The organism is Mucilaginibacter sp. L196, assembly GCF_009765905.1.
GTDB lineage: Bacteria > Bacteroidota > Bacteroidia > Sphingobacteriales > Sphingobacteriaceae > Mucilaginibacter.
Genome location: NZ_LMUO01000019.1, coordinates 264,364 through 286,832, shown reverse-complemented (window position 1 = coordinate 286,832; position 22,469 = coordinate 264,364). Strand labels below are relative to the sequence as shown.

Genomic DNA, 22,469 nt, shown 5'->3' with positions numbered 1-22,469 from the left:
CAAAAATAGGCGTTTTTCAATCGCTTTTCGGTCTAAAACAACCATTTTTCGCTCAAAATTCACTTTAAAAACAATCTAATAACCGCTTTTTTGCCACTGTTTCGGACGTTTTTGGGACGAAAAGTGTACCAAATGTACCAGGTGTTTCACTTGTACCGTGGTACAGTATGTGCCCGAAAATAAAATCCCAAATTGAAAATCCGAAACGGCGTAGCCCTCTTGAACACCGGTAAAAACAAACGAAAGTAAAAAATCCGAAATAATTCCCACCTTTGCTTCTCATAAACAAACACTATGTCTGTACACAAAGAAGTTAAGCGCATCACCACGCATATATTACAGGAGATGAGAAACAGTGGCGAGAAGATTGCCATGCTTACCGCTTATGATTATTCGATGGCCTCCATTGTTGATGATGCAGGCATGGATATTATATTGGTTGGCGATTCAGCCTCCAACGTAATGGCCGGGCACGAAACCACCCTGCCGATCACGCTGGATCAGATGATCTATCATGCTTCATCGGTTGTTCGTGCGGTAAAGCGCGCTTTGGTAATAGTCGATCTACCTTTTGGCACTTATCAGGGAAATTCAAAAGAAGCATTAAACTCCGCCATCCGCATCATGAAAGAATCCGGCGCGCATGGCGTAAAAATAGAAGGCGGCGTTGAAATAGCGGAATCCGTTAGTCGCATTTTAACCGCGGGAATACCTGTAATGGGGCACTTGGGCTTAACACCCCAATCTATCTATAAATTCGGCACCTATACTGTGCGTGCCAAGCACGAAGAAGAAGCCAAAAAACTTAAAGAAGACGCTTTAAAGCTACAAGAGCTAGGCTGTTTCGGAATAGTACTGGAAAAAATCCCTGCTAAACTTGCCGCCGAAGTAACCGATATGATCAGCATCCCAACCATCGGTATTGGCGCAGGCCAAGCCTGTAGCGGACAGGTTTTAGTAATCCATGACATGTTGGGCATTAACAAAGGATTCAAACCCCGTTTCCTTCGTCAATATGCTGATTTATACGACATCATGAACGGCGCTATCAAAAACTATGTAAGTGATGTGAAAGCCAAAAGCTTTCCAAACGAAAAGGAGCAATATTAGCCCCCGCCCCCCTGAAGGGGGGAGTATAACAACTTCCGGACTTTCGGTTTTACCGACTTACGGACTTTCAGACTATAAAATGGCCAGAACCGAATTTAAATACACCAACTACGATATTACCGACGACGATGTGCTGTATGAGGATAATCACCTCATAGCCATTAACAAGCGCGCGGGCGATATTGTACAGGTTGATGATACCGGCGATGAGTCGTTAGATGATAAGGTAAAAAAGTACATCGCCAAAAAGTACAATAAGCCAAACGGCGCGTTTTTAGGTGTAGTACATAGGTTAGACAGGCCGGTAAGCGGCGTAATACTTTTTGCCAAAACCAGCAAAGCATTGGAGCGCATCAATCAAATGTTTAAGAGCCGCGAAATGCATAAAACTTATTATGCGGTGGTACGCAACAGGCCAAACCCTATTACAGGTAACCTGGTGCATTACCTGATCAAAAATCCACAAAAAAACGTAACCAAAGCCCACGACCGTGAGGTAACCGGCAGCCAGCGCTCCGAATTAAACTACAAACTGGTTGGCGAGTTAAACGGCTACTATTTAATAGAGGTTGATCCAATCACAGGCCGACCACACCAGATACGGGTACAGTTATCAACCCTCGGCTGCCCTATAGTAGGCGATAATAAATATGGCTATCCCCGCGGCAGTCTGCGCAAAAGCATTTGCCTGCATGCCCGTCGCCTGCAATTCATCCATCCCATCAAAAAAGAGTCTATTTTAATTACCGCCCCCGTACCCCGGGATGGTTTTTGGGAAAAGTTTGAAGGGATGATGGGGTAAATATATTTCCTCCACGTTATTGACATAACTCAAAGCGTCATTGCGAGGAACGAAGCAATCTCTATACTGTACAGAAAAAACATGCAAGGCCGACCTGCTTATATAGAGATTGCTTCGTTCCTCGCAATGACGCTTATAAATTTTTAACCTTTTCCCAAATCCGCTCATCAACCAAAACACCCTCAGCTAAGCTTTTCTCACGTGTCTTCAATGTATTCTCACCCGGATAAGAAATAGTACCACCCTCCTTTTCCGGTCTGCTGCTTTTAGTATAACTGATTATTTCTTCAATAATATTAGCTGTGTAATTATTATCCTGCGGCTTTATACAGATAAACACTTGCGATACACCACTTTCCTTTTCGTTTTGAGTAATGTTAGCGGTAGAATTCCCCTGGCTCAGTATACTTGCCAGCAGATCAAGCACCAGCGATAAACCCGATCCCTTCCAAAACCCAACCGGCAACAATCTTTTTGATTCCAAAATAGCTGGAGCATCGGTACTTAAATTACCATCAGCGTCATAACCTCCCGGCAATGGTAAAGCCTCGCCATTCATTTTATACTGCTGCAACTTACCCACCGAATATTGGGAAATAGCCATATCCAACACCACATTTCCCTCAACACGTGGCACGGCAATAACCAGCGGATTATTCCCTAAACGCGGGTCTATCCCACCCCATGGCGGCAAATTAGCAATGGTATTAGTAAAGCATATCCCAATAAACCCTGCATCAGCGGCTTGCCAGCCATACGTTCCGGCACGCATCCAGTGGTTGGTGTTTTTTATCGCTACGCATCCAATTCCGTTTGTTTTCGCCAGCTCAATAGCACGGTTCATGCAAAAGCGGGCATTTAATATACCCGGACCTAAATTACCATCCCATTGCTCTATCGCGCCAAAACCGCCTGCTTTTGTTGCTTCGGCATCCAACTTAACTAAACCTTGCTTTACAAAATCAACAAACACCGGGAAACGGTTTAAACCATGCGTATACACACCGTCCCTGCTATTCTCGGCAAAAACTGTCGCGCATTGTTCGGCTTTATCTTCGGTAAAATTAAGGCTGAGTAATATCCTTTTAAATTCAGATTGGAGTTTTGCAAAAGGTATGCGCATATTGATAGATTTTTAATATAAACGCAAAGCTACCTATCCTGTTTAGCTCATAATCATCAATCGTGTAATATTTGCGGCATAAAACAGTTATAATTACCCATATGCAATTACAATAGCCGCATTTTTTTACTTTTGCTGACAGATTCAATGAAAAACAAAAAAATACTCTTCTTCTTAACAGCAGCAGTTCTGGTAATAGCAGGCCTTGTAATTAACTCTTGCAAAAAGGACAACCAGAATTCGGTTGAGGTGCTGCTAACCAGGGGGAAATGGCAGCTAGCCTCGGTAATGGTTTATAATTTTGTAGGCAGCAGCCAGGTTGGTACTACCGATACCTTGAATACCAATTGCGATAGCACACAAATATTTACATTTAACACCAATAATACCTGCGGTTATACCAATTTTGAATGTATCCCGCAAAAAACTTCGGGTGACTGGACTTTATCTTCCGATCAGTTGACTTTAGTATCGAACATGATTTGTGCAGATACGTTAATAGGCGGCCTACCTGATCCTAATAAAAAAGCCCAGCCTTTCATCAATACTAAAATCATCAACCTTGGTCAGTACTCTTTAGTATTGGAAACCGGCGATGTTAACACATTTTATACAGCAACAACAAAACGCAGGATAGTACAATATGGCTTTGTACATCAAATTACAAATACGCAATAGCTATATTAATGTTCCTGCTTAACATTCAATTAAAAAACAACCTATTTAACACAGGTTATTAATCCGAAAATTTTATATTTGGATGGATATAAAAAACTGATCTGCCATTTTGAAAAAAAGAATAGCCATTTTTGCTTCAGGTTCCGGATCGAATGCTCAAAAGATCATGGAACACTTTAAGCGTAGCTCCGAGGCGGAAGTTGTGCTTATCCTCACTAATAATCCACAGGCGTATGTGCTGCAACGTGCCGATAACTTCGAGGTACCATCGCATATCTTCACCCGTGATGAATTTTATAAGTCTGATGATGTAATCAAACTGCTTAAAAATCTACAGGTAGATTTGATTGTGCTGGCTGGTTTTCTTTGGCTTGTTCCGGTATCATTATTAAAAGCATTCCCTAATAAAATAATCAACCTGCACCCTGCTCTGTTACCCAAATATGGGGGCGCAGGCATGTATGGCGACCACGTGCACAAAGCGGTATTAGCCAATCACGAAGAAGAATCGGGCATTACCATTCATTTTGTCGACGAGAATTTTGACGAAGGCGAGATCATCCACCAATCCCGTTTCAAAATTGAGCCCGGTGATAATCTGGAGATGATTAAATTTAAAGGCCAGCAACTAGAGCACCAGCATTTTCCAAAAGTAGTTGAAAATTTGTTAAAAAAAATGAAGAGCTAACCTTGCGTCATTGCGAGGAACGAAGCAATCTCTACATAGGCAGATCGAACTTGCATATTTTCTCTGTATAGTATAGAGATTGCTTCGTTCCTCGCAATGACGCGCGTAGAAATCAACAGTTATTCTTTCATAAATTCTACGCAAACATTACTCTCTGAGCATCAACTAAAAAAATAAAAAAAAACTAACCTCTAACCTTAAATCTCTAATCTCTAATTCCTACCTTTGCGGCTCAAAAATTTATTGCAAATGAGCCAATCTGTTCAAATAAAAAACGCCTTAATTTCTGTTTATTACAAAGACAATCTTGAGCCGCTTATTTATGAGTTAAACCGCCTGGGCGTGAAAATTTATTCTACCGGCGGAACTGAAACTTTTATACGTAGCCTTGGGGTTGATGTAATTGCTGTTGAGGATCTTACCTCGTACCCTTCAATATTGGGTGGTCGCGTAAAAACGCTGCATCCAAAGGTATTCGGTGGCATTTTGGCCCGCAGAAATTTTGAAAGCGATGAACAGCAATTAGCGCAATACGAGATCCCTGAAATTGATTTGGTTATTGTTGATCTTTATCCCTTTGAAGAAACTGTAAATTCAGGCGCAGGCCAGGAAGATGTGATCGAGAAGATTGACATCGGTGGCATCTCGCTTATCCGTGCAGCAGCAAAGAATTTTAAAGATGTAGTGATACTGGCGTCTAAAGATGATTACACCGAACTGGAAGGCATGTTAAAAAGCCAGGAAGGTACCACCACTTTTGATCAGCGCCGTACATTTGCACAAAAAGCATTCAATATATCATCAAACTACGATACCGCCATCTTCCAGTACTTTAACCAGGAAGAGCCAATGCCGGTATTTAAACAAAGCATACAAACCAGCCAAACCTTACGTTACGGCGAAAACCCACATCAAAAAGGTGTTTTCTATGGTAACCTGGATGCGATGTTCACCAAACTGCATGGCAAAGAATTATCATACAATAATTTAGTTGATGTTGACGCGGCTGTAGCTTTAATTGATGAATTTACCGAGCCTACCATCGCCATTTTAAAACATACCAATGCTTGTGGTATCGCGTCACGCAACTTTATTAAAGAGGCTTGGATTGACGCTTTAGCATGCGACCCGGTTTCTGCTTTTGGTGGTGTGATCATCGCTAATGATGAGATCAACGCGGAGACTGCAACAGAGATCAGCAAAATATTTTATGAGGTGCTGATCGCTCCTGCTTATACTGATGAAGCGGTACAGATTCTACAATCAAAAAAGAACCGCATCATACTTGTCCGCCAAACGGTTGAATTACCTACCAAGCAATTTAAAACTTTATTGAATGGTGTTATTGAGCAGGATAAGGATTCAGTTGTTGAAGGCCCGGCTCAAATGACATCGGTTACCAATAAAAAAGCAACCGAGCACGAATTAAAAGATTTGTTCTTCGCTAACAAAGTGGTTAAGCATACCAAATCAAACACTATCATATTCGCTAAAAACAACCAGCTGATGTCGAGCGGTGTGGGTCAAACATCAAGGGTTGATTCATTAAAACAAGCCATTATCAAAGCTGATAGTTTTGGGTTTGATTTAAAAGGCGCTGTAATGGCATCTGATGCATTTTTCCCGTTCCCTGATTGTGCCGAAATTGCTGCCGATGCAGGAATAACCGCTATATTACAACCGGGCGGCTCTATCAAGGATCAGGACTCTATTGATATGTGTAATCAAAAAGGCATCGCTATGGTAACAACCGGCGTACGCCATTTTAAACATTAATAAAACAATACTTAATTACACGATTTAATACGAATTATTAAAAATCAGAGTTATATTTAACAATTCGCTTTTAACTGAATCGTGCTTTAATTCAAAAAATACAAATGGGTTTATTTAATTTTTTCACGCAAGAAATTGCCATTGACTTAGGTACCGCAAATACCCTCATCATACATAATGATAAAGTTGTTGTTGACGAGCCGTCTATCGTGGCTTTCGATCGCACAACCAACAAAGTGATCGCTATCGGTCGCCAGGCTATGCAAATGGAAGGCAAAACGCACGATAATATCCGTACCGTTCGCCCGCTGAAAGACGGTGTAATTGCCGACTTTAACGCTGCCGAGCACATGATACGGGGCATGATAAAAATGATTAACCCAGGCAAAGGATGGTTCTTCCCTTCTTTGCGTATGGTTATCTGTATCCCCTCAGGTATTACCGAGGTTGAAAAACGTGCCGTACGTGATAGCGCCGAAATTGCAGGCGCTAAAGAAGTTTACTTAATACACGAACCAATGGCTGCTGCCGTAGGTATTGGTATTGATGTGGAAGAGCCGATGGGTAACATGATCATTGATATTGGTGGTGGTACTACCGAGATCGCCGTTATCGCTTTATCAGGTATTGTTTGTGATCAATCTATTCGTGTTGCGGGTGATAACTTCGACTCTGATATCGTTCAGTACATCCGTCGCCAGCATAACATCATGATTGGTGACCGTACAGCTGAGAAAATCAAAATTGAAGTTGGTGCCGCTTTGCCTGAACTGGCAGATCCACCGGCTGATTTCGCTGTACAAGGTCGTGATTTAATGACCGGTGTGCCAAAACAGATCATGGTATCTTATACTGAGATTGCCCATTGTTTAGATAAATCGATTTCTAAAATTGAGGAAGCTATCCTGAAAGCATTAGAAATCACACCACCGGAATTATCTGCTGATATTTACCAAACAGGTATCTACCTAACAGGTGGTGGCGCGTTGTTACGTGGTTTAGATAAGCGTGTGGCATCAAAAACAAAACTACCTGTACACGTTGCCGAAGATCCGCTTCGTGCCGTTGTACGCGGTACTGGTACAGCGTTAAAAAATATTGGTAATTTTAAATTCTTAATGCAATAATTTAGATGTGAGATGTGAGACCTGAGATTTGAGATAAGTTATTTTCAAGTCTCCGTCTCCCATCTCATATCTCATATCTATATAAGCCCTATGCGTAACCTCTTGATATTTATCACTAAGTACAACGCATTCTTCTTATTCCTTATTTTCGAGCTCAGTTCGATAATTATCTACGTTAAATACAACTCTTTCCAAAAAGCATCGGTAATAAATAGTTCTAATGAGGTTACCGGCAGATTATACACGCAGATAAACGGCCTGTATGATTACCTCTCACTTAAAGAGGTAAACGATAGCCTTGCACGCGAAAACGCACGTTTGCGCAATCAGCAAAAGTCATCTTTCTATATAGATACCATTGCACGGCATAAAATAAACGATACCGTTTTTAAAACCCAATATGAGTACATTGATGCCAAGGTGATCAACAATTCAACCAATCACAGCTATAACTACATTACCATTAATCGTGGCAGTAAGGATGGTATCACAGTAGGTATGGGTGTTATATCCGGTGCGGGCATTGTGGGCAAAGTGATTAATGTTACGCAGCATTTGGCTAACGTACAATCCATGCTCAATAAGGATACCCGTTTCAGCGTAATGCTGGCAAACAACAGAGAGATCGGGTATATAAGATGGGGCGACGACCTTGACCCTACCAAGGGCATGCTAATGGATGTAACGAATAACGCGCAACCCAAACTTGGCGAAATGGTAGTAACATCCGGTTACTCATTATTCCCACAAGGCATACCGGTTGGCCGGATCACTAATTTACACCCTAAGGGTGGTGGAATATCATTAAATATGGAAGTAACCTTTTCTGTTGATTTTAGTAAACTGCAATATGTTGATGTGGTAGACTATAAATTCGCGAAAGAACAAGAGGGATTGGAGGCTCTGCAGAAAAAGGATGATTAGGACAATTATAATTAACGTATTACGCTTTATAGTATTGGTGTTTATACAAGTGTTTTTATTGAAAAACATTACACTGTATAACCTGTCAACGCCGTACCTATACATTTTATTTATTTTGCTGTTACCGTTTGAAACACCAAACATTTTACTGTTTCCACTGGCATTTATACTTGGGCTAACTATCGATGCTTTTTATGATACTCCGGGCCTGCATGCCGCGGCTTGTGTAATATTGGCGTTAGTGCGGGTAATGTTTATAAACATCACCGTACAAAAAGAAGGCTTTGATAACGAGCCTGAGCCTACACTTAGCATTATGGGGTTCAGGTGGTTTTTTACTTACATATTGGTACTAACCTTATTCCATCATTTCTTCCTCTTCAACCTGGAGGTTTTTAACTTATCTGATATTCAATTTACCCTTAGTCGCATAGTGTTGAGTACATTATTTACGGTATTTTTGATATTGATTTCGGGGTTGTTATTTTACAGGAGAAAAGAGCGTAAATGAATAGTTTCTTTGTACGTCGATACATCATCGCGGGTATTTTTACCACCATTATTTTACTGCTTGTCGCCAAATTATTTTACATCCAGATAATTGACGATCACTACCGCCTTTACGCTACCAAAAACGTACTGCGCCCGATAAAACAATACCCGGCACGCGGTCCAATCCTTGATCGTAACGGGAAAATATTAGTACAAAACGAAGCTTTTTATGATATCATGGTCACCCCAAAAGAGGTTAAACCTTTTGATACCTTAGAGTTTTGCAAATTATTAGGCATAACCAAAGATGAATTTGATGATCGTTTTCAAAAAGCCATAAAATATTCACCAAGCCTGCCGTCCATCTTTGAAAAACAGCTCTCGGCCGAAACTTTTGCTTCGCTACAGGAAAGATTATCTGAGTTTACCGGCTTCTTCCCAACTACTCGTTATTTGCGCACCTATCCTGATTCCACAGCGGCTCAGTTTTTAGGTTATATTGGCGAGGTTACCGACCGTGACATTAAACGCTCAAACGGCCGTTACCAGCCCGGCGATTATATTGGCGTTAGTGGTGTTGAAAAAGCCTATGAAGATGTTTTACGCGGACAGGTGGGTGTAAAATACACCGTAGTAAACTCGCATGGTAAAATGATGGGCAGTTATGAAAATGGTGCCTTTGATACCGTTGCCAGCCCAGGTGAACGTTTAAAATCATCACTTGATCTTCGCATACAAAAGCTGGGCGAGGAGTTAATGAAGGGCAAAGTAGGCAGCATCGTAGCCATCGAACCATCAACCGGCGAAATACTGGCATTTGTAAGCAGCCCAACATATGATCCTAATTTACTGGTAGGCCGCGAGCGTGGTAACAACGCCGCCAGAATGTATAAAGACCCTTATTCCCCCTTGCTGATCAGACCGATCCAAGCGTATTATCCTCCGGGTTCATCTTTTAAACCACTAAACGCTTTAATTGCTTTACAAGAAGGCCTCATAACTCCACAAACCTCTTATTACTGTACCGGGGCCTATAAGGGCGGCCTTCCACGCTGTGATGAGCCGCATGGTCAATCAGATTTGGCGCGGGCTATTGCTGTATCGTGCAATACTTATTTCGCAAGCGTTTTTGAAAAACTGATGAATGTTAACGGCGCACGTAATATTGATACTACTTTTGTTGATTGGCGAAAAAAAGTTAGCAGGTTTAGCGTTGGCCAAAGGTTGGGCATTGATTTACCTAACGAAGGTAAAGGCTTTATGCCAACAGCAGCACTCTACAATAAAACATTTGGTGTCGGCCATTGGCGTTCAAACTCTATTCTTTCGCTGGCAATTGGGCAGGGTGAATTAGAAATTACACCTTTACAAATGGCTAACATTGAGTGCACCATTGCTAACCATGGTTTTTATTACACCCCGCACCTGATTAAAGCCATAGGAGATACAAAGATTACCAAAGCGGAGTACACACAACGTAACTATGTAGGGATTGACGGGCAATATTTTGAGCCTGTAATTAACGGCATGCAACAAGTTGTTGAATCCGGAACAGCCCGTAGCTCACAGATACCAGGGATTATAATGTGCGGTAAAACAGGTACGGCGCAAAACCCTCATGGTAAAAATCACTCTATATTTGTAGCTTTTGCACCCAGGGACAATCCGAAGATCGCTATAGCGGTTGTTGTTGAAAACGGAGGACAGGGTGCATGGTATGCCGCTCCCATTGCCAGTTATATAGTTGAAAAGTATTTAACCGATACCATAAAAAGACCGATGGATGAATTTAATCGGATCAAGAATGCCAACTTAATGCCCGACCCTACCTTCTACTATTCTCAAATTAAAAAAGAGGCGGCCAGAGACAGCATAAGAAAGGCAAAAGCCGATAGCCTACGTAAACTTCCCGCTAAAAAAAGCGTATCAACCAAAAGCAAAAAAAATAATACACTCGCTTATTTAACCACTGAGCCCGGCAGAAGGAGGAATAATGAATAACCCGCAACGCAGCCTTTTTTTTAATGTCGACTGGATAGCGGTAATTATTTATCTATGCCTATGTACCATTGGTTGGTTCAACATACATTCAGCCGCTTTCGATCCAAGGTACCCCAGCGCGTTTGATATGCACACGGATTATGGCAAACAACTGGTATTCATCATCGTAGCTGTTTCCCTGGCCATTATCATTTTGTTGCTTGAGAGCCGTTTTATTGTTGCACTGGCACCCGCCATTTATGCCATAACAACACTGTTGCTTATGGCGGTATTGGTTGTAGGGCGAAATGTTGGCGGTAACCAGGCCTGGATATCGCTTGGCGGCGGTTTCAGGTTGCAGCCATCCGAGTTAGCTAAGTTCAGCACTTGTTTGTTGCTTGCGCGATATTTAAACGGCACAAATGTTAAAATAACTGAGCTTAAATCCTTTTTAATAGCCGCGGGAATCATCCTTTTCCCAATGGCATTGATCATGCTTCAACCCGATGCCGGTTCAACACTGGTATTTAGCGCATTGATATTGGTTTTATACCGCGAGGGCCTTTCCCCTTACTTTTTAATATTGGAAGGCTTGTTTATCACACTATTTGTTTTAACGCTAAAAGTTGATAATCACTTATATGTTATTGGGCCGCTGGTTGCCATTGCTCTCATTGTAATGCTATTGTTTAAACGGAATAAGAAAGTTGTTTCGACGGTTTTCCTGGGCTTATGCATGTGTATTGCCTTTATATTCTGCGTGAATTTTCTTTACAACCATATTTTAAAACCGCACCAAAAAGCACGTATCGATATTGTATTGGGCATAACAACTGACTTAAGAGGCAGGGGATATAATGTAAATCAATCCAAAATAGCCATTGGTTCAGGAAAACTTTGGGGGCAAGGTTATATGCATGGCACCCAAACCACATACAAATTTGTACCCGAGCAAAGTACCGACTTTATTTTTTGTACAGTAGGCGAAGAATGGGGATTTGCAGGCGCTGTTACCGTATTGGGTTTGTACCTGTTTTTAGTGCTTCGCATCATCCGTATTGCCGAACGGCAACGATCAACTTTTACACGCGTATATGCTTATGGGGTGGCATCGGTCATTTTCTTCCACGTAGTAATTAATGTGGGGATGACGATAGGTATCGTGCCATCAATTGGCATCCCGCTACCATTCATCAGTTATGGTGGTTCATCACTGGTAAGTTTTACGCTGCTACTTTTCGTTTTGATCAAACTCGATTCAAACCGGATGGGTATTATTTACGCGTAACGGCGTTTTAATAAAGCATAAAACTTCTCACTGGTTTCCGGCTTGGTATCCCAATGATTTTTGGTTACATAGTTATTTTTTAAAAACTGCTCTGCTTCAGTAAAACTGGTAAAGCGGTTTAATATCTCAATAGCTTCGCTATAAGCCAGGCTATAACCATTAAATAAATCCTTAACAAAAAGCAGCTTATCATTTAAGTTAATAGCCTGCTTTAAATCGCTGATGCTTTGCACATTTAATTGCTCTGCCACACCCTGCTTGGCAACCATTTGTGCCGAAATACGTTCATTAATAGTTAGCACCTCTGGTTTCGCCTGTTCTTTTTCTGGTTCAACAACAGGTTTAACCACAACCGGCTCGGGCTCTTCAACCTTGGGTTGTTCCGGTTCTAATGCTGCTTTTGGTTCGGCTACAGGCACAGGTTCTAATATAGGTTTGGGTTCTGATTTAATTATTGGGCTAGCTGGTACGAATGGTATCTCTTTTTCTTCAGCCTCATCGTTTATAGCGTTAGTGGTATATGGCTCATCTTCATCCTCCAAATCCAATTCATCCAAAACAAGCTCATGTCTTATTGTTTCAGGTTCACTTTGCCCTATGAATGAGTAAGGATCATCGTCAGTTCCTGTTGCCAAATCTATCGATGGTACTGCACTATCATCCTTATCTGCATCAACCGGATTTTCTTCCGGCTTACTTTTAATTTCAAGGCTTGCCACGCTTACCAAAGGCTCAAAATAATTTTGGTGAGGCTCGGGTGCATCGTTTTTGGGTTCAGTTACTACCGTAGCAGGTGCTATTATTACCGGATCAGGCACTACCGGGCTAGCTGCGGCAACATTTTGCGCATTCAATTTACTCAGTATCAGCACATGATCGGTCAGGAAATTAGAATTAGCTAAAAACAACTCGAGTTCCAACTCATTTAATGAGCCCTCTATTGTTTTCAAATATTCGTATTGTTCGTTAAGCTCCGTTATAATCCCGCCTATCTTTTTAAAAACTTCCTGTTGTTTCATGGCTTTTTATATTCAAAATGCTACCCAAAAATAAGATTAAATTCTGATATTAGGCTCTTCTAAAAGTTCAGGATGCAAGTACACGAAGAGATTTTTAAACGTAGAAGCGAAGGCGGTGGTAGTATTGAAGTTATATGCGGATCAATGTTCTCCGGCAAAACGGAAGAACTAATGCGCCGCTTAAAACGCGCCCGCATAGCCCGTTTAAGTGTAGAGATATTTAGCCCAAAGGCCGATACCCGTTATAGCGAAAACGCATTGGTATCTCATAATTCAAATTCAATACCATCAATGCCGGTATCAAAAGCATCGGCAATATTGGCACCGGGTAACCAGGTACAGGTTGTAGGTATTGATGAAGCCCAATTTTTTGATGATGAATTGCCTGATATATGCAATGCCCTCGCCAACAACGGTGTTCGCGTAATAGTTGCCGGGCTTGATATGGATTTTCAGGGCAAACCTTTTGGCCCTATGCCCGCATTAATGGCCATAGCCGAGTCTGTTACCAAACTGCATGCGGTATGTGTAATTTGTGGTAATCCGGCACTATATTCCTATCGTCTCGTTCATAACAACGGACAGATATTATTAGGCGAAAAAGAAAGCTATGAACCCCGTTGTCGTTTGTGCTACGGTATATAGTATCGTTTATTTGTCATTATTAGTACATAATAACTTTCCTGTTAAAACAAAAGCTATGGTTTAGGTTGTTAATAGTAATAAAAGGTAATTTTATGCTATATTTATAGCTATAGGATAATTTTTTTAACAATAATTAAACTTAAAAACGGTATCACAAGCTTTTTATGGAAGGTATAACTAAAAAAATATTGGTGATTGAGGATGACAAGGATATTAGGGATACCATTGTTTACATTTTGCAGGAAGAAAATTATGAAGTAATAGCTTCAGAAGATTCAAAGATCTTGAAATCAGTAAACGATCATAAGCCTGACCTTATATTGCTTGATAACTGGTTAACCGACTGGAAAAGCGACGCAAATGGGCAGCAATTAAGCAAAGGACTAAAATCAAACCCAGCCACAAGCCATATTCCTGTGATCATCATTTCCGCGGTAAGCAATATTAAAGAAATTGCCGAGGCCGGCCTTGCCGATGGTTACCTGCGCAAACCCTTCGATCTGAATGAGCTTATTGAGATAGTTAAGCATCACCTCAAATAAAAATCCCTTACAAAACACTACTCTTCTTTTTATAACGCTATAGTTTATAATTGTTTATATAAGTTTAAATTAATAGTTTTACTGCATAAACTTAAAAAACACGTATTTATCGTTAATTAATATGAATCACTTTATTGGGTTGATTTATATTGTTTCTTTAAGATAAACGTTTCATTTAAAACCAATTAACAAACTGTAAATAAATTTATTATGAATAAGAACGTGTACTTAGTACTGTTGGGGATATTGCTTATCAGTTTTACCTCCTGTAAAAAATCGCCCAATTCCGGGAACGATACCGGAAAGACTACCACTGTTACATCAACCTCCATTCCTTCGGGTGCAGGTGATGGCGTAACATTTATTAATTCAGGTAAATCGGTAATATTCAACTTGTATGCACCCGGTAAAACATCAGTTGCTGTTATAGGTGACTTTAACAACTGGACACCCACTGCCATGACAAAAACTACCGATGGCACACGCTGGTGGGTGCAAATTGATAATCTTGACCCAAGTATCGAGTATAGTTATCAATATTATATCGATGGTTCATTAAAAGTAGCCGATCCCTATAGTCATAAAGTACTTGATCCGGTTAACGACCCAAGTATACCAACCACTGTATACCCTAATTTAAAATCGTATCCTACCGGTAAAACAACAGGCGAGGTAACTGACTTTTATTATAACGACCCTGCTTATAGCTGGCAAGTAACGTCCTTTATCCCTCCGGCACAAAAAAACCTGGTTGTTTATGAATTGCTCGTACGCGATTTTGTTGCTACACATAGTTATCAAACTTTAACCGATACACTTAACTATATAGCAAGGCTTGGGGTAAACGCGATTGAATTAATGCCAATAAACGAATTTGAGGGCAATGATTCATGGGGATATAACTCAAACTTCATGTTCGCGCTTGATAAATATTATGGCACACCTAATGCTTATAAAGCCTTTGTTGATGCCTGCCATCAACGAGGAATAGCAGTAATACAAGATATTGTATTGGAAGATCAATTCGGCTCGTCACCAATGGTTCAGATGTATGCCACTTCAACGGCTGCAAGCGCTGGGCCGTCAGCCAGTAACCCCTGGTTTGATCAACAAAACATGCATCCCGATGCGGTTGGCTGGCAACTGAATCATTCATTAGCAACAACACAGTACTTTACAGAAAATGTAATGAAATACTGGATGCAGGAATATCATATTGATGGCTACAGGTTTGACGAGGCAAAAGGTTATACACAGATAAATTCAGGTTCAACATCAAACAGTTCTACCGAGGCTGCATGGGCTGCTTATGATGGAACACGTGTTGCTTTATGGACTAAATATAACACTTACATGAAAAGCTTAAATCCTAATTTTTATGTGATACTGGAAATGTTTTCTGCCAATCAGGAGGAGGCTCAATATGCCAGCCAAGGCATGATGTGCTGGACAAATTTAAGCTCTCCCGGCGAACAGGCTACAATGGGTTATCCAACTAATCCGAGTTGGGATATTTCAGGATTATTTTATGATCAGTATGGGTTTCCCGCCACTGGCACGTCGCCTTATGGCTTAGTTGCCTACTTTGAAAGCCACGATCAGGAACGTTTGCAGTTTAAAAACGAAGCCTATGGCAACAGTTCAGGAAGTTACAACATAAAAGATATACCTACTGGTTTAAAACGCGATGAAATGGGCGCGGCATTTATGTTTTCATCCCCAGGCCCAAAAATGGTTTGGCAAGGCGGTGAACTCGGCTATGATGTAAGTATAAGCTCAGATCCCAATGATAATACGATAGATAAACCATTTAACTGGACATACAACACCGACCCCAACCGCTTGCATTTATACAGCATTTATCAAAAAATGATAAATATGAAAATCAAGAACCCTGTTTTTGCCACTACTAACTTCACTTATAGTTTAGCAGGCGCGGTAAAGGTTATACAATTACTTGACCCAACCGCCGATGTTGAAGTAGTAGGTAACTTCGATGTAGTATCAAATACCACTGTAGTTACCTTCCCTGCTACCGGCACCTGGATTGATAATCTTACAGGTGCAACCTACAATGTTACATCAACAAGCATGAGCATGACACTTGCCTCCGGCGAATATCATGTTTACAGTAATGTAGCGCTAAAACAGTAATTAAACAATAATTAAAAAGGCTTCTTTATTAAGTGTAAAGAAGCCTTTTTAATTATTAAATTATTGTTTGCAAAATAATACATTACCTCACAAGTAAATTTAATATAATACTATATTTATTTTATCTTAGCGATGGCCCAGTAATTAAACAGTAATGAGGATCTATTTTTTTAGCAGAACCGATACAAGTGGCAGGTTTGCTTTCCGTTCCTATTACACACTTCAAAATTTACGAACCGTAAAAACCATAAGCTTAATATACTTCATATTTACGCTGGTCATCAGATTCTTATTTTCTTTTTACCACCTCTCCAACCAAACTTTACATCATATAAACGAATATGATATAGCCAATCGGATATCGTTAATTGTAACGCCTTGCATTTATTTAATAAGCTTACAACTAATTAAACGATTTTCGACCAAAGAACGCTACTTAAAGTGGGTGCAATTATTTGTATTTGCATTTGCTCTGTTTGTAATTATTAATTCAATGCGGGTAACATTCTTCAGCATGTACAATCCTCGCAATACCATGTTACCTTATATGGTTGGGTTGGTAATTGTAGGTACATTTTACACGTTTGAATACTTTGAAACCATAATAATTGTATTAGCAACCGGGCTTATTTTTAGCTTTATGGTGCCGTTCTATCAATCTGTTATTAATGAGTTGGTTTTAAATAATCTGGCCTCAGCCCTTCTTCTTACTGTTTTCTTTTGCATATCAAGGTATATATTTTCATACCGGGCCGATAACTTTTTCAAAATAAAAGCCATCGAGGAAAAAAATATTGAAATAGAAAATGCCAGCAATGCTAAAAATGAAATATTGGGTATAGTAGCTCACGACCTCAGAAATCCCTTAGCAATTATTAAGTCGGTTACCATGTTAATGGAAATGGACGACAGCACCGCTGATGATTATCATGAAAATATTGAGATGATAAAAAATGCCTGCGATAAGGCTACATCTATTATTCACGACCTGCTTGAAACCGCGCAAAACGAAATACACAATCGTTTCGATCTGGAAAAAACCGAACTCGGTGATTTTTTATCGATGATTATTGAAGAATGGTTAAAAAACAAAAAAGGGCAGGTAAATATAATCTACCAAAATGCAGGCAAACCGCTGTATGCTAAAATTCATAAAGAAAAAATGCAGCGTGTAATGGATAACCTGATTATAAATGCCATTAAATTCTCTAAACCCGAAGGCAATATTGATGTATCGCTATCGCAAACAAATAATGATATTTTTATCAAGGTGCGCGATTATGGCATAGGCATCCCCGATGAAATGTTACCTTATATTTTCGATCGTTTTTCAAAAGCCCGCCGCAACGGCATTCGTGGCGAAGCCTCTGTTGGCCTGGGCCTAAGCATTGTGCAGCAAATTGTTAAAAAACACGATGGCAATATTGAAGTAAGCAGCGCCCCCGATTCAGGCACTACGTTTACCATTAAACTACCACAATTACAAGCCATGTAGTTATTGTGTTATCATTTTATAATTAACACCTTTCGAGTTTTTCAGGCTATCAAGCATTACAGGTTGTACTTGTTTAATATTTTGCAATACAGCATAAGTTTTCTTCCACTCGCCGGGATTTTCTTTAACTACTAATGAGGTATCGGCACTATTATAAAATGAAACGATATTGTTTTTTAGCTTGGCGCTAAGATCGCTAAACTTTTTATCCTGTAATTTAACAAGCATTTCGTTGTAAGTTTCATCAGCTAATGGATAATCACCAATCTTAGTAGGGTTACCGGTATCAAAATTAATATTTGGTAATACCAGTGTACCATCATGTAACTGTTTCAATGCTATTGAGTAATTAAGCAAAACGGCATCAAAACTTTTTATAAATAATTTTTCGCCTTCGATACCCGGGTCTTTAAATTTCAATGTTTTAAAGGGGCCTATTTTGGGCAAAATGCTAATTAAAAAAGCCAGGTGATCATCCTTAAAATTAGGTTTTTGGCGCTTCTTTCCAAATTCAAGTTTATATTCCCGCCTACGCATGCTATAATGAAAATTACGGCTTCGAACACTGGGATTCATTTTTTTAATATCATCCCGCTTTAATACCCATGCCGCTCTTGCTACTGATGGCATTAAACTTTTAACAGCCCACCTAAAAGTACCCAAGGCTGTATTAAAATCACCAAACACATCATTAAGGTCTTGCCCGTAAACTTTTAAAAAGGCACGTTCTAATAAAGGAGTGGCAACATTAAATCCGATAAAATCATGGTAGCTTTGTGTTACATAATTGCCCCTGGCCACCTGTAATACATCAAAGGATAATTCGGTACGACTATGTGCTAAAGGGTTTTGATCATAAGTAACTATATTCCCATACTTCTTTTGTAATTTGGGATAAACCAATGGCACAACATAATTAGTAGCCATAGAGTGCCCATATTTGTCAGCCATATAATGGCTAATTGCGCCTATCGCGAAAGCATATTCATTAAGCGTATGGGCTTCATCAATTAAAGCAGTTACAAAATCGCCGGTACAAACATAATGGGCAAGGTTAGTAAAATATGCGCTTCCAAAAGGGCAATAGCCCATATCGGCAACAAGACACCCACCGTAGGCATATGAATGGGCTACACGTAACTCGCTATCGGTAGCCATAGGGAATCTTTGCTTTAATAATGGACGTATTGTTGGCTCCCAACTGGCATCAATTACCGCCTCGTGTGTTAAAACAGAATATGCTTTTGATTTTAATGGATAAAATAAAAAAACAAGAGCCATTACCAAAAGACACTTATTTAAACTTAGCTGCTGCATGTAATTGGGGTTATAACAAGGATATAATCATTTAAAACTCAAAATGTTTTCAGATTTGCCATATCAGTTTTGTTACAACCAATTAACCTCAATAGGCGGCGATTTGATGACTATTTTACAACCACTGCCCTACTCGCAAATTGTGGAAACTATGTAACTTGCACTGGTCTGTTTAAAAGCATTAAGGTCACTTAAAAATCATTATTATATACCAAGTGGTATTATTTTATAAAAACCATTACCTTTAGCTATTGTTACAGTACATATAAACAAAAGGCAGGCATTATTATTTAGCCAATCACATTAATTATAATATTTTTGCCGAAATATAAATTCAACTTATTGCCGACATCGCTACATGACAAAAAAGAAGATACTGATAACCGGGGCCAGCAGGGGTTTAGGACTGGCTATAGCAAAAAAGTTATCAGCTGATTACACCCTAATTCTGCACGCCTCCAATAAAGATAGTTTTACCGAAATTATACCCGGCAGTGAGCTTTTATGTGCAGATTTTAGCAATAGCGAAGCGGTAACCGAATTTTGTAAGCAACTTAAAAAACAGCACGGCGATTCATTATATGGGGTGATTAATAATGCTGGAGTTACATTTGATAAACCGTTGAATTATCAACCTGACAAAGAAATAGATGCCATGCTAAATGTAAATTTGCGCGCACCTATTATGATTTGTAAAACCGCCATGAAAATTTTTGGTTTAAACCAAAGCGGTGTGATCATAAACATAAGTTCGGTTGTTGGCGAAACGGGTAACGCGTTCCAGTCGGTTTACGCGGCAACAAAAGCTGGGCTGGCGGCTCTTTCGCGCTCATTAGCACAGGAGGCTGCGGCTTTAAACCAGGAACATACAATAAGGGTATTAAGTGTATCACCGGGTTTTATCCAAACGGATATGACGGATACCATACCTGATGCTATAAAAGATAAATACTTGGATATGATACCTGCCAAAAGGTTTGGTAAGGTTGATGATGTGGCTGAGGCCGTTGCTTTTTTAGTTTCGGACAAAGCATCATATATAAATGGTACAAATATTCACATTAACGGTGGATTAATTTAAATGGGGATAACTGATACTTCACAAATTAAAGATAACCTGGTAGGCGAATTGCCCGAAAACTGGTTGATACACGGCCCTAAAAAGCGTTTGGTAAGTGCCTTTCATTGGCACAAAGCTAAAGTTGGTGTTGTTGCCAGTTACACGCCTAACGCGCACGATGTGGAAGACCACTTTGACATATTTCGCGGGGTGGATATGATCGAATCATTCGCGCAGGCCACGGTAGTTGCGGCAGCTACATTTTTGGAGTCAAAGAAACAGGATATGGTACCGGAGGAGTTGTCAAAATTATTGATCCCTACGTTCATCAGCTTGGGCAATGTGTTTTTCCACTCGTATTTGGAAAAGGGTCAAACATTTGTTAACATTGGATTTATCAAGTTTTACAAATGGCGCCAAATGGTTTGTGAAGGAAGAATTTACCGCGCACCAAAAGGACTTGATCTGGATGAATACTTCAGGGATTATGACGAAGAGCGTTTAAAAAATTACGACATAGGAGAAGGATTTGTGCTGATTGCCGAACTATTTGACATCACCGGCAGGGGAATAAAAAAAGAGATGTTTGAAAAACTACAATAACACTATAATGGAAAGACAGGAAATAATTGATGGATTGATTGAAGTATTAAGAACAGTTAGAACGGTTGACCCGGCCAAATTGGAGCACGTGACCGAAGAGACTGATTTTTTAACGGATATGAACACTCCATCAACCGAGTTAATAAATATCGCGGCTAAGGTTGAGCAAAAATTTGACGTTGAGTTTGAAGATGAAGATATTGACGAATTAGGCTCAAAAGTTAAAGATATTGTTGACCTGATTATAAAGGCAAAAGCAAGACAAGATTCCTGATTATGCAGGTACAAGGCAGAAAAGTAGCAGTTGTAGGTATGGGTGGCGCTTTCCCGGATTGCGCTAGCATCAATGTTTTTGACCAGAAAATATTTTCCGGTCAAAGCTTAATAAGAGAGTGGCCAAAAGCTGCCGAGCGCGACAAGCAAATACGGTCAAAAGTATCAGGCTTTATCAATGATGACGATCTCGGCATCGAACCAATATACCTTGTTGACGGCTATGAGTGGCCCGAAACATTTGTAGATACAAGCGGGCGTATACCGGATGTTAACATGGCTACAGCCGACCTAGGCTGCGTTTGGGCAATGATGGGCAGCTTGGATTCTATTGAAATGGCCGGTTGGACCAGGGAAGAGACCCAATCAGAAAAAACCGGGGTTGTAATTGCTTCAGGTGGTGGTGGCAACGTTATTATGCGTAATGCCTGGCATGCCTTTTTTGAATTAGGCAAAAAATCCCGTCATGCCGGCTCACACATGGTTGATAGGGCTATGTCGTATCGCGAAGCTGCAAACGTATCCTGTCTTATTAAAAATCGTGGCGTATGCGAGTCTATTGTTTCGGCCTGTGCAACAGGTTTAGGAAATATTGGTTATGCTTACCGCTTAATAAAATTCGGATTGCAGGATCGTGCTATTGCCGGTGGCGTTGAAGGTACATCGCTGGAAACTTTTATTGGTTTTGATGCCATGCAAGTTTTGAGTAAAGGTTTTAGTCCTGCTGAAAGCTCTCGCCCTTTTGATGTGAAGCGAAATGGCTTTGTATGTTCATTCGGAGCGGGCATAGTAGCTTTGGAAGAGTATGAAATGGCAAAGGCTCGCGGCGCTAATATTTTAGCCGTGATAGATGAGTATTTCAACAATTCCGATGGGGATGGCGATATGTTCTACCCATCATATGGTGGACAGAGAAGATTATGGAAAGGCTTGTCAGCAGAAGCAAATATTAAACCGGACGTAGTTAAAGTACATGGCACCGCCACACCGGTAGGTGATATATTGGAACTGATTAGCGTTGTGGATACGCTTGGTGAAAGCGGATACCATATTTCCGCACCTAAATCTCAGTTTGGACATATGCTTGGTGCGGCAGGCTCTGTAGAATTTATTACAGCATTGCTCATGCTCAAAAATCAACAGGTTCCGGGCTCTATAAACTCTGAAAACTTAAATCCGGAGCTGGAAAATTTCCAGAAAAAAGAAGGATGGGAAGGTTCAATGAAACCTGCAGCAGCGTACAGAGATTTGATCCCCCAGGAAACTATAAGCAAAGAGATAAACCAGATAGTTTGTTTAAACTATGGCTTCGGCGGTACTAATAGCGCCATGGCTATATCAAGAGATAATTAATATAGAGAACAGACTTGCGA

21 protein-coding genes are annotated in these 22,469 nt (G+C 40.3%); 18 read left to right on the top strand and 3 right to left on the bottom strand.

Going from position 1 to position 22,469, the window contains the following annotated elements; genetic code table 11:
- The first annotated feature begins 294 nt into the window (after positions 1-294).
- Entirely contained in the window at positions 295-1,110 is an 816-nt protein-coding gene (gene panB / locus GSQ74_RS17765) for a 3-methyl-2-oxobutanoate hydroxymethyltransferase (RefSeq protein WP_158995566.1), read from the top strand.
- Positions 1,111-1,189: 79 nt separating this feature from the next.
- Positions 1,190-1,912 (top strand): RluA family pseudouridine synthase, encoded by a 723-nt coding sequence (locus GSQ74_RS17760; protein WP_158995565.1) that lies wholly within the window; start codon positions 1,190-1,192, stop codon positions 1,910-1,912.
- A 133-nt stretch (positions 1,913-2,045) separates the two neighbouring features.
- On the opposite strand, the gene yiaK is transcribed toward GSQ74_RS17760, so the two are convergent.
- Positions 2,046-3,035 (bottom strand): 3-dehydro-L-gulonate 2-dehydrogenase, encoded by a 990-nt coding sequence (yiaK, locus tag GSQ74_RS17755; RefSeq protein WP_158995564.1) that lies wholly within the window; start codon positions 3,033-3,035, stop codon positions 2,046-2,048.
- A gap of 147 nt (positions 3,036-3,182) precedes the next feature.
- On the opposite strand from yiaK, the gene GSQ74_RS17750 reads away from it, so the two are divergent.
- The 8 genes from GSQ74_RS17750 (at position 3,183) to rodA (ending at position 11,988) form a co-directional block, all read left to right on the top strand.
- A complete protein-coding gene (locus GSQ74_RS17750) occupies positions 3,183-3,713 on the top strand; it encodes a hypothetical protein (RefSeq protein WP_158995563.1) in 531 nt (176 codons plus the stop codon).
- A 109-nt stretch (positions 3,714-3,822) separates the two neighbouring features.
- Positions 3,823-4,401, top strand: a complete 579-nt coding sequence (gene purN, locus GSQ74_RS17745) for a phosphoribosylglycinamide formyltransferase (protein WP_158995562.1) — start codon at positions 3,823-3,825, stop codon at positions 4,399-4,401.
- A 249-nt stretch (positions 4,402-4,650) separates the two neighbouring features.
- Entirely contained in the window at positions 4,651-6,177 is a 1,527-nt protein-coding gene (gene purH, locus GSQ74_RS17740) for a bifunctional phosphoribosylaminoimidazolecarboxamide formyltransferase/IMP cyclohydrolase (RefSeq protein ID WP_158995561.1), read from the top strand.
- A 104-nt stretch (positions 6,178-6,281) separates the two neighbouring features.
- Entirely contained in the window at positions 6,282-7,304 is a 1,023-nt protein-coding gene (locus GSQ74_RS17735) for a rod shape-determining protein (protein ID WP_091369587.1), read from the top strand.
- Positions 7,305-7,394: 90 nt separating this feature from the next.
- A complete protein-coding gene (gene mreC, locus GSQ74_RS17730) occupies positions 7,395-8,228 on the top strand; it encodes a rod shape-determining protein MreC (RefSeq protein WP_158995560.1) in 834 nt (277 codons plus the stop codon).
- On the top strand, positions 8,221-8,739 hold the full coding sequence (locus tag GSQ74_RS17725) for a rod shape-determining protein MreD (protein ID WP_158995559.1): 519 nt from the start codon (positions 8,221-8,223) through the stop codon (positions 8,737-8,739). The genes mreC and GSQ74_RS17725 overlap by 8 nt, the downstream gene beginning before the upstream one ends.
- Positions 8,736-10,721, top strand: a complete 1,986-nt coding sequence (mrdA, locus tag GSQ74_RS17720; RefSeq protein ID WP_158995558.1) for a penicillin-binding protein 2 — start codon at positions 8,736-8,738, stop codon at positions 10,719-10,721. Before GSQ74_RS17725 ends, mrdA begins: the two co-directional genes overlap by 4 nt.
- Positions 10,714-11,988 carry a rod shape-determining protein RodA gene (rodA, locus tag GSQ74_RS17715; RefSeq protein WP_158995557.1) on the top strand — a complete coding sequence of 425 codons (1,275 nt, stop codon included), beginning with the start codon at positions 10,714-10,716 and terminating at the stop codon, positions 11,986-11,988. Before mrdA ends, rodA begins: the two co-directional genes overlap by 8 nt.
- Here the strand turns inward: rodA and GSQ74_RS17710 are convergent.
- The gene (locus tag GSQ74_RS17710; RefSeq protein ID WP_158995556.1) at positions 11,979-13,007 is read right to left on the bottom strand and encodes a hypothetical protein; all 1,029 of its coding nucleotides are present in this window, start codon (positions 13,005-13,007) and stop codon (positions 11,979-11,981) included. The two genes, rodA and GSQ74_RS17710, sit on opposite strands and share 10 nt — an antisense overlap.
- 72 nt (positions 13,008-13,079) lie before the next feature.
- Here GSQ74_RS17710 and GSQ74_RS17705 point away from each other — a divergent pair, with 72 nt between their 5' ends.
- From GSQ74_RS17705 to GSQ74_RS17690, 4 genes are all read left to right on the top strand, one after another.
- Complete coding sequence (locus GSQ74_RS17705) at positions 13,080-13,652, top strand: thymidine kinase (protein WP_158995555.1); 573 nt, start codon at positions 13,080-13,082, stop codon at positions 13,650-13,652.
- Between the two features lie 164 nt (positions 13,653-13,816).
- Positions 13,817-14,194: a PleD family two-component system response regulator gene (locus GSQ74_RS17700; protein ID WP_158995554.1), complete on the top strand. Its 378-nt coding sequence runs from the start codon at positions 13,817-13,819 to the stop codon at positions 14,192-14,194.
- Between the two features lie 210 nt (positions 14,195-14,404).
- Positions 14,405-16,348: an alpha-amylase family glycosyl hydrolase gene (locus GSQ74_RS17695; protein WP_158995553.1), complete on the top strand. Its 1,944-nt coding sequence runs from the start codon at positions 14,405-14,407 to the stop codon at positions 16,346-16,348.
- Positions 16,349-16,502: 154 nt separating this feature from the next.
- A complete protein-coding gene (locus tag GSQ74_RS17690; protein ID WP_216846774.1) occupies positions 16,503-17,843 on the top strand; it encodes a sensor histidine kinase KdpD in 1,341 nt (446 codons plus the stop codon).
- Here GSQ74_RS17690 and GSQ74_RS17685 read toward each other — a convergent pair whose 3' ends face one another.
- Positions 17,844-19,124, bottom strand: a complete 1,281-nt coding sequence (locus tag GSQ74_RS17685; protein WP_158995551.1) for a zinc dependent phospholipase C family protein — start codon at positions 19,122-19,124, stop codon at positions 17,844-17,846. It lies immediately after the preceding gene.
- A gap of 394 nt (positions 19,125-19,518) precedes the next feature.
- Between GSQ74_RS17685 and GSQ74_RS17680 the strand changes: the two genes are divergently transcribed.
- The 4 genes from GSQ74_RS17680 to GSQ74_RS17665 are packed head-to-tail and all read left to right on the top strand — an operon-like array spanning position 19,519 to position 22,449.
- Positions 19,519-20,241, top strand: a complete 723-nt coding sequence (locus GSQ74_RS17680; protein WP_158995550.1) for an SDR family oxidoreductase — start codon at positions 19,519-19,521, stop codon at positions 20,239-20,241.
- Positions 20,242-20,823 carry a hypothetical protein gene (locus GSQ74_RS17675; RefSeq protein WP_158995549.1) on the top strand — a complete coding sequence of 194 codons (582 nt, stop codon included), beginning with the start codon at positions 20,242-20,244 and terminating at the stop codon, positions 20,821-20,823.
- 7 nt (positions 20,824-20,830) lie between these two features.
- Complete coding sequence (locus GSQ74_RS17670) at positions 20,831-21,097, top strand: acyl carrier protein (protein ID WP_158995548.1); 267 nt, start codon at positions 20,831-20,833, stop codon at positions 21,095-21,097.
- 2 nt (positions 21,098-21,099) lie between these two features.
- On the top strand, positions 21,100-22,449 hold the full coding sequence (locus GSQ74_RS17665; protein WP_158995547.1) for a beta-ketoacyl synthase: 1,350 nt from the start codon (positions 21,100-21,102) through the stop codon (positions 22,447-22,449).
- Positions 22,450-22,469 lie beyond the last annotated feature (20 nt).

What these genes read in the sequence shown, in the direction of transcription:
- GSQ74_RS17735 (WP_091369587.1), top strand. Translation starts at nt 6,282, where the DNA reads ATGGGTTTATTTAATTTTTTCACGCAAGAAATTGCCATTGACTTAGGT.
- GSQ74_RS17670 (WP_158995548.1), top strand. Translation starts at nt 20,831, where the DNA reads ATGGAAAGACAGGAAATAATTGATGGATTGATTGAAGTATTAAGAACA.
- GSQ74_RS17700 (WP_158995554.1), top strand. Translation starts at nt 13,817, where the DNA reads ATGGAAGGTATAACTAAAAAAATATTGGTGATTGAGGATGACAAGGAT.
- GSQ74_RS17750 (WP_158995563.1), top strand. Translation starts at nt 3,183, where the DNA reads ATGAAAAACAAAAAAATACTCTTCTTCTTAACAGCAGCAGTTCTGGTA.
- purH (WP_158995561.1), top strand. Translation starts at nt 4,651, where the DNA reads ATGAGCCAATCTGTTCAAATAAAAAACGCCTTAATTTCTGTTTATTAC.
- GSQ74_RS17690 (WP_216846774.1), top strand. Translation starts at nt 16,503, where the DNA reads ATGAGGATCTATTTTTTTAGCAGAACCGATACAAGTGGCAGGTTTGCT.
- GSQ74_RS17725 (WP_158995559.1), top strand. Translation starts at nt 8,221, where the DNA reads ATGATTAGGACAATTATAATTAACGTATTACGCTTTATAGTATTGGTG.
- GSQ74_RS17695 (WP_158995553.1), top strand. Translation starts at nt 14,405, where the DNA reads ATGAATAAGAACGTGTACTTAGTACTGTTGGGGATATTGCTTATCAGT.
- GSQ74_RS17665 (WP_158995547.1), top strand. Translation starts at nt 21,100, where the DNA reads ATGCAGGTACAAGGCAGAAAAGTAGCAGTTGTAGGTATGGGTGGCGCT.
- GSQ74_RS17760 (WP_158995565.1), top strand. Translation starts at nt 1,190, where the DNA reads ATGGCCAGAACCGAATTTAAATACACCAACTACGATATTACCGACGAC.
- GSQ74_RS17680 (WP_158995550.1), top strand. Translation starts at nt 19,519, where the DNA reads ATGACAAAAAAGAAGATACTGATAACCGGGGCCAGCAGGGGTTTAGGA.
- mrdA (WP_158995558.1), top strand. Translation starts at nt 8,736, where the DNA reads ATGAATAGTTTCTTTGTACGTCGATACATCATCGCGGGTATTTTTACC.
- rodA (WP_158995557.1), top strand. Translation starts at nt 10,714, where the DNA reads ATGAATAACCCGCAACGCAGCCTTTTTTTTAATGTCGACTGGATAGCG.
- GSQ74_RS17705 (WP_158995555.1), top strand. Translation starts at nt 13,080, where the DNA reads ATGCAAGTACACGAAGAGATTTTTAAACGTAGAAGCGAAGGCGGTGGT.
- yiaK (WP_158995564.1), bottom strand. Translation starts at nt 3,035, where the DNA reads ATGCGCATACCTTTTGCAAAACTCCAATCTGAATTTAAAAGGATATTA.
- GSQ74_RS17710 (WP_158995556.1), bottom strand. Translation starts at nt 13,007, where the DNA reads ATGAAACAACAGGAAGTTTTTAAAAAGATAGGCGGGATTATAACGGAG.
- GSQ74_RS17685 (WP_158995551.1), bottom strand. Translation starts at nt 19,124, where the DNA reads ATGGCTCTTGTTTTTTTATTTTATCCATTAAAATCAAAAGCATATTCT.
- mreC (WP_158995560.1), top strand. Translation starts at nt 7,395, where the DNA reads ATGCGTAACCTCTTGATATTTATCACTAAGTACAACGCATTCTTCTTA.
- GSQ74_RS17675 (WP_158995549.1), top strand. Translation starts at nt 20,242, where the DNA reads ATGGGGATAACTGATACTTCACAAATTAAAGATAACCTGGTAGGCGAA.
- panB (WP_158995566.1), top strand. Translation starts at nt 295, where the DNA reads ATGTCTGTACACAAAGAAGTTAAGCGCATCACCACGCATATATTACAG.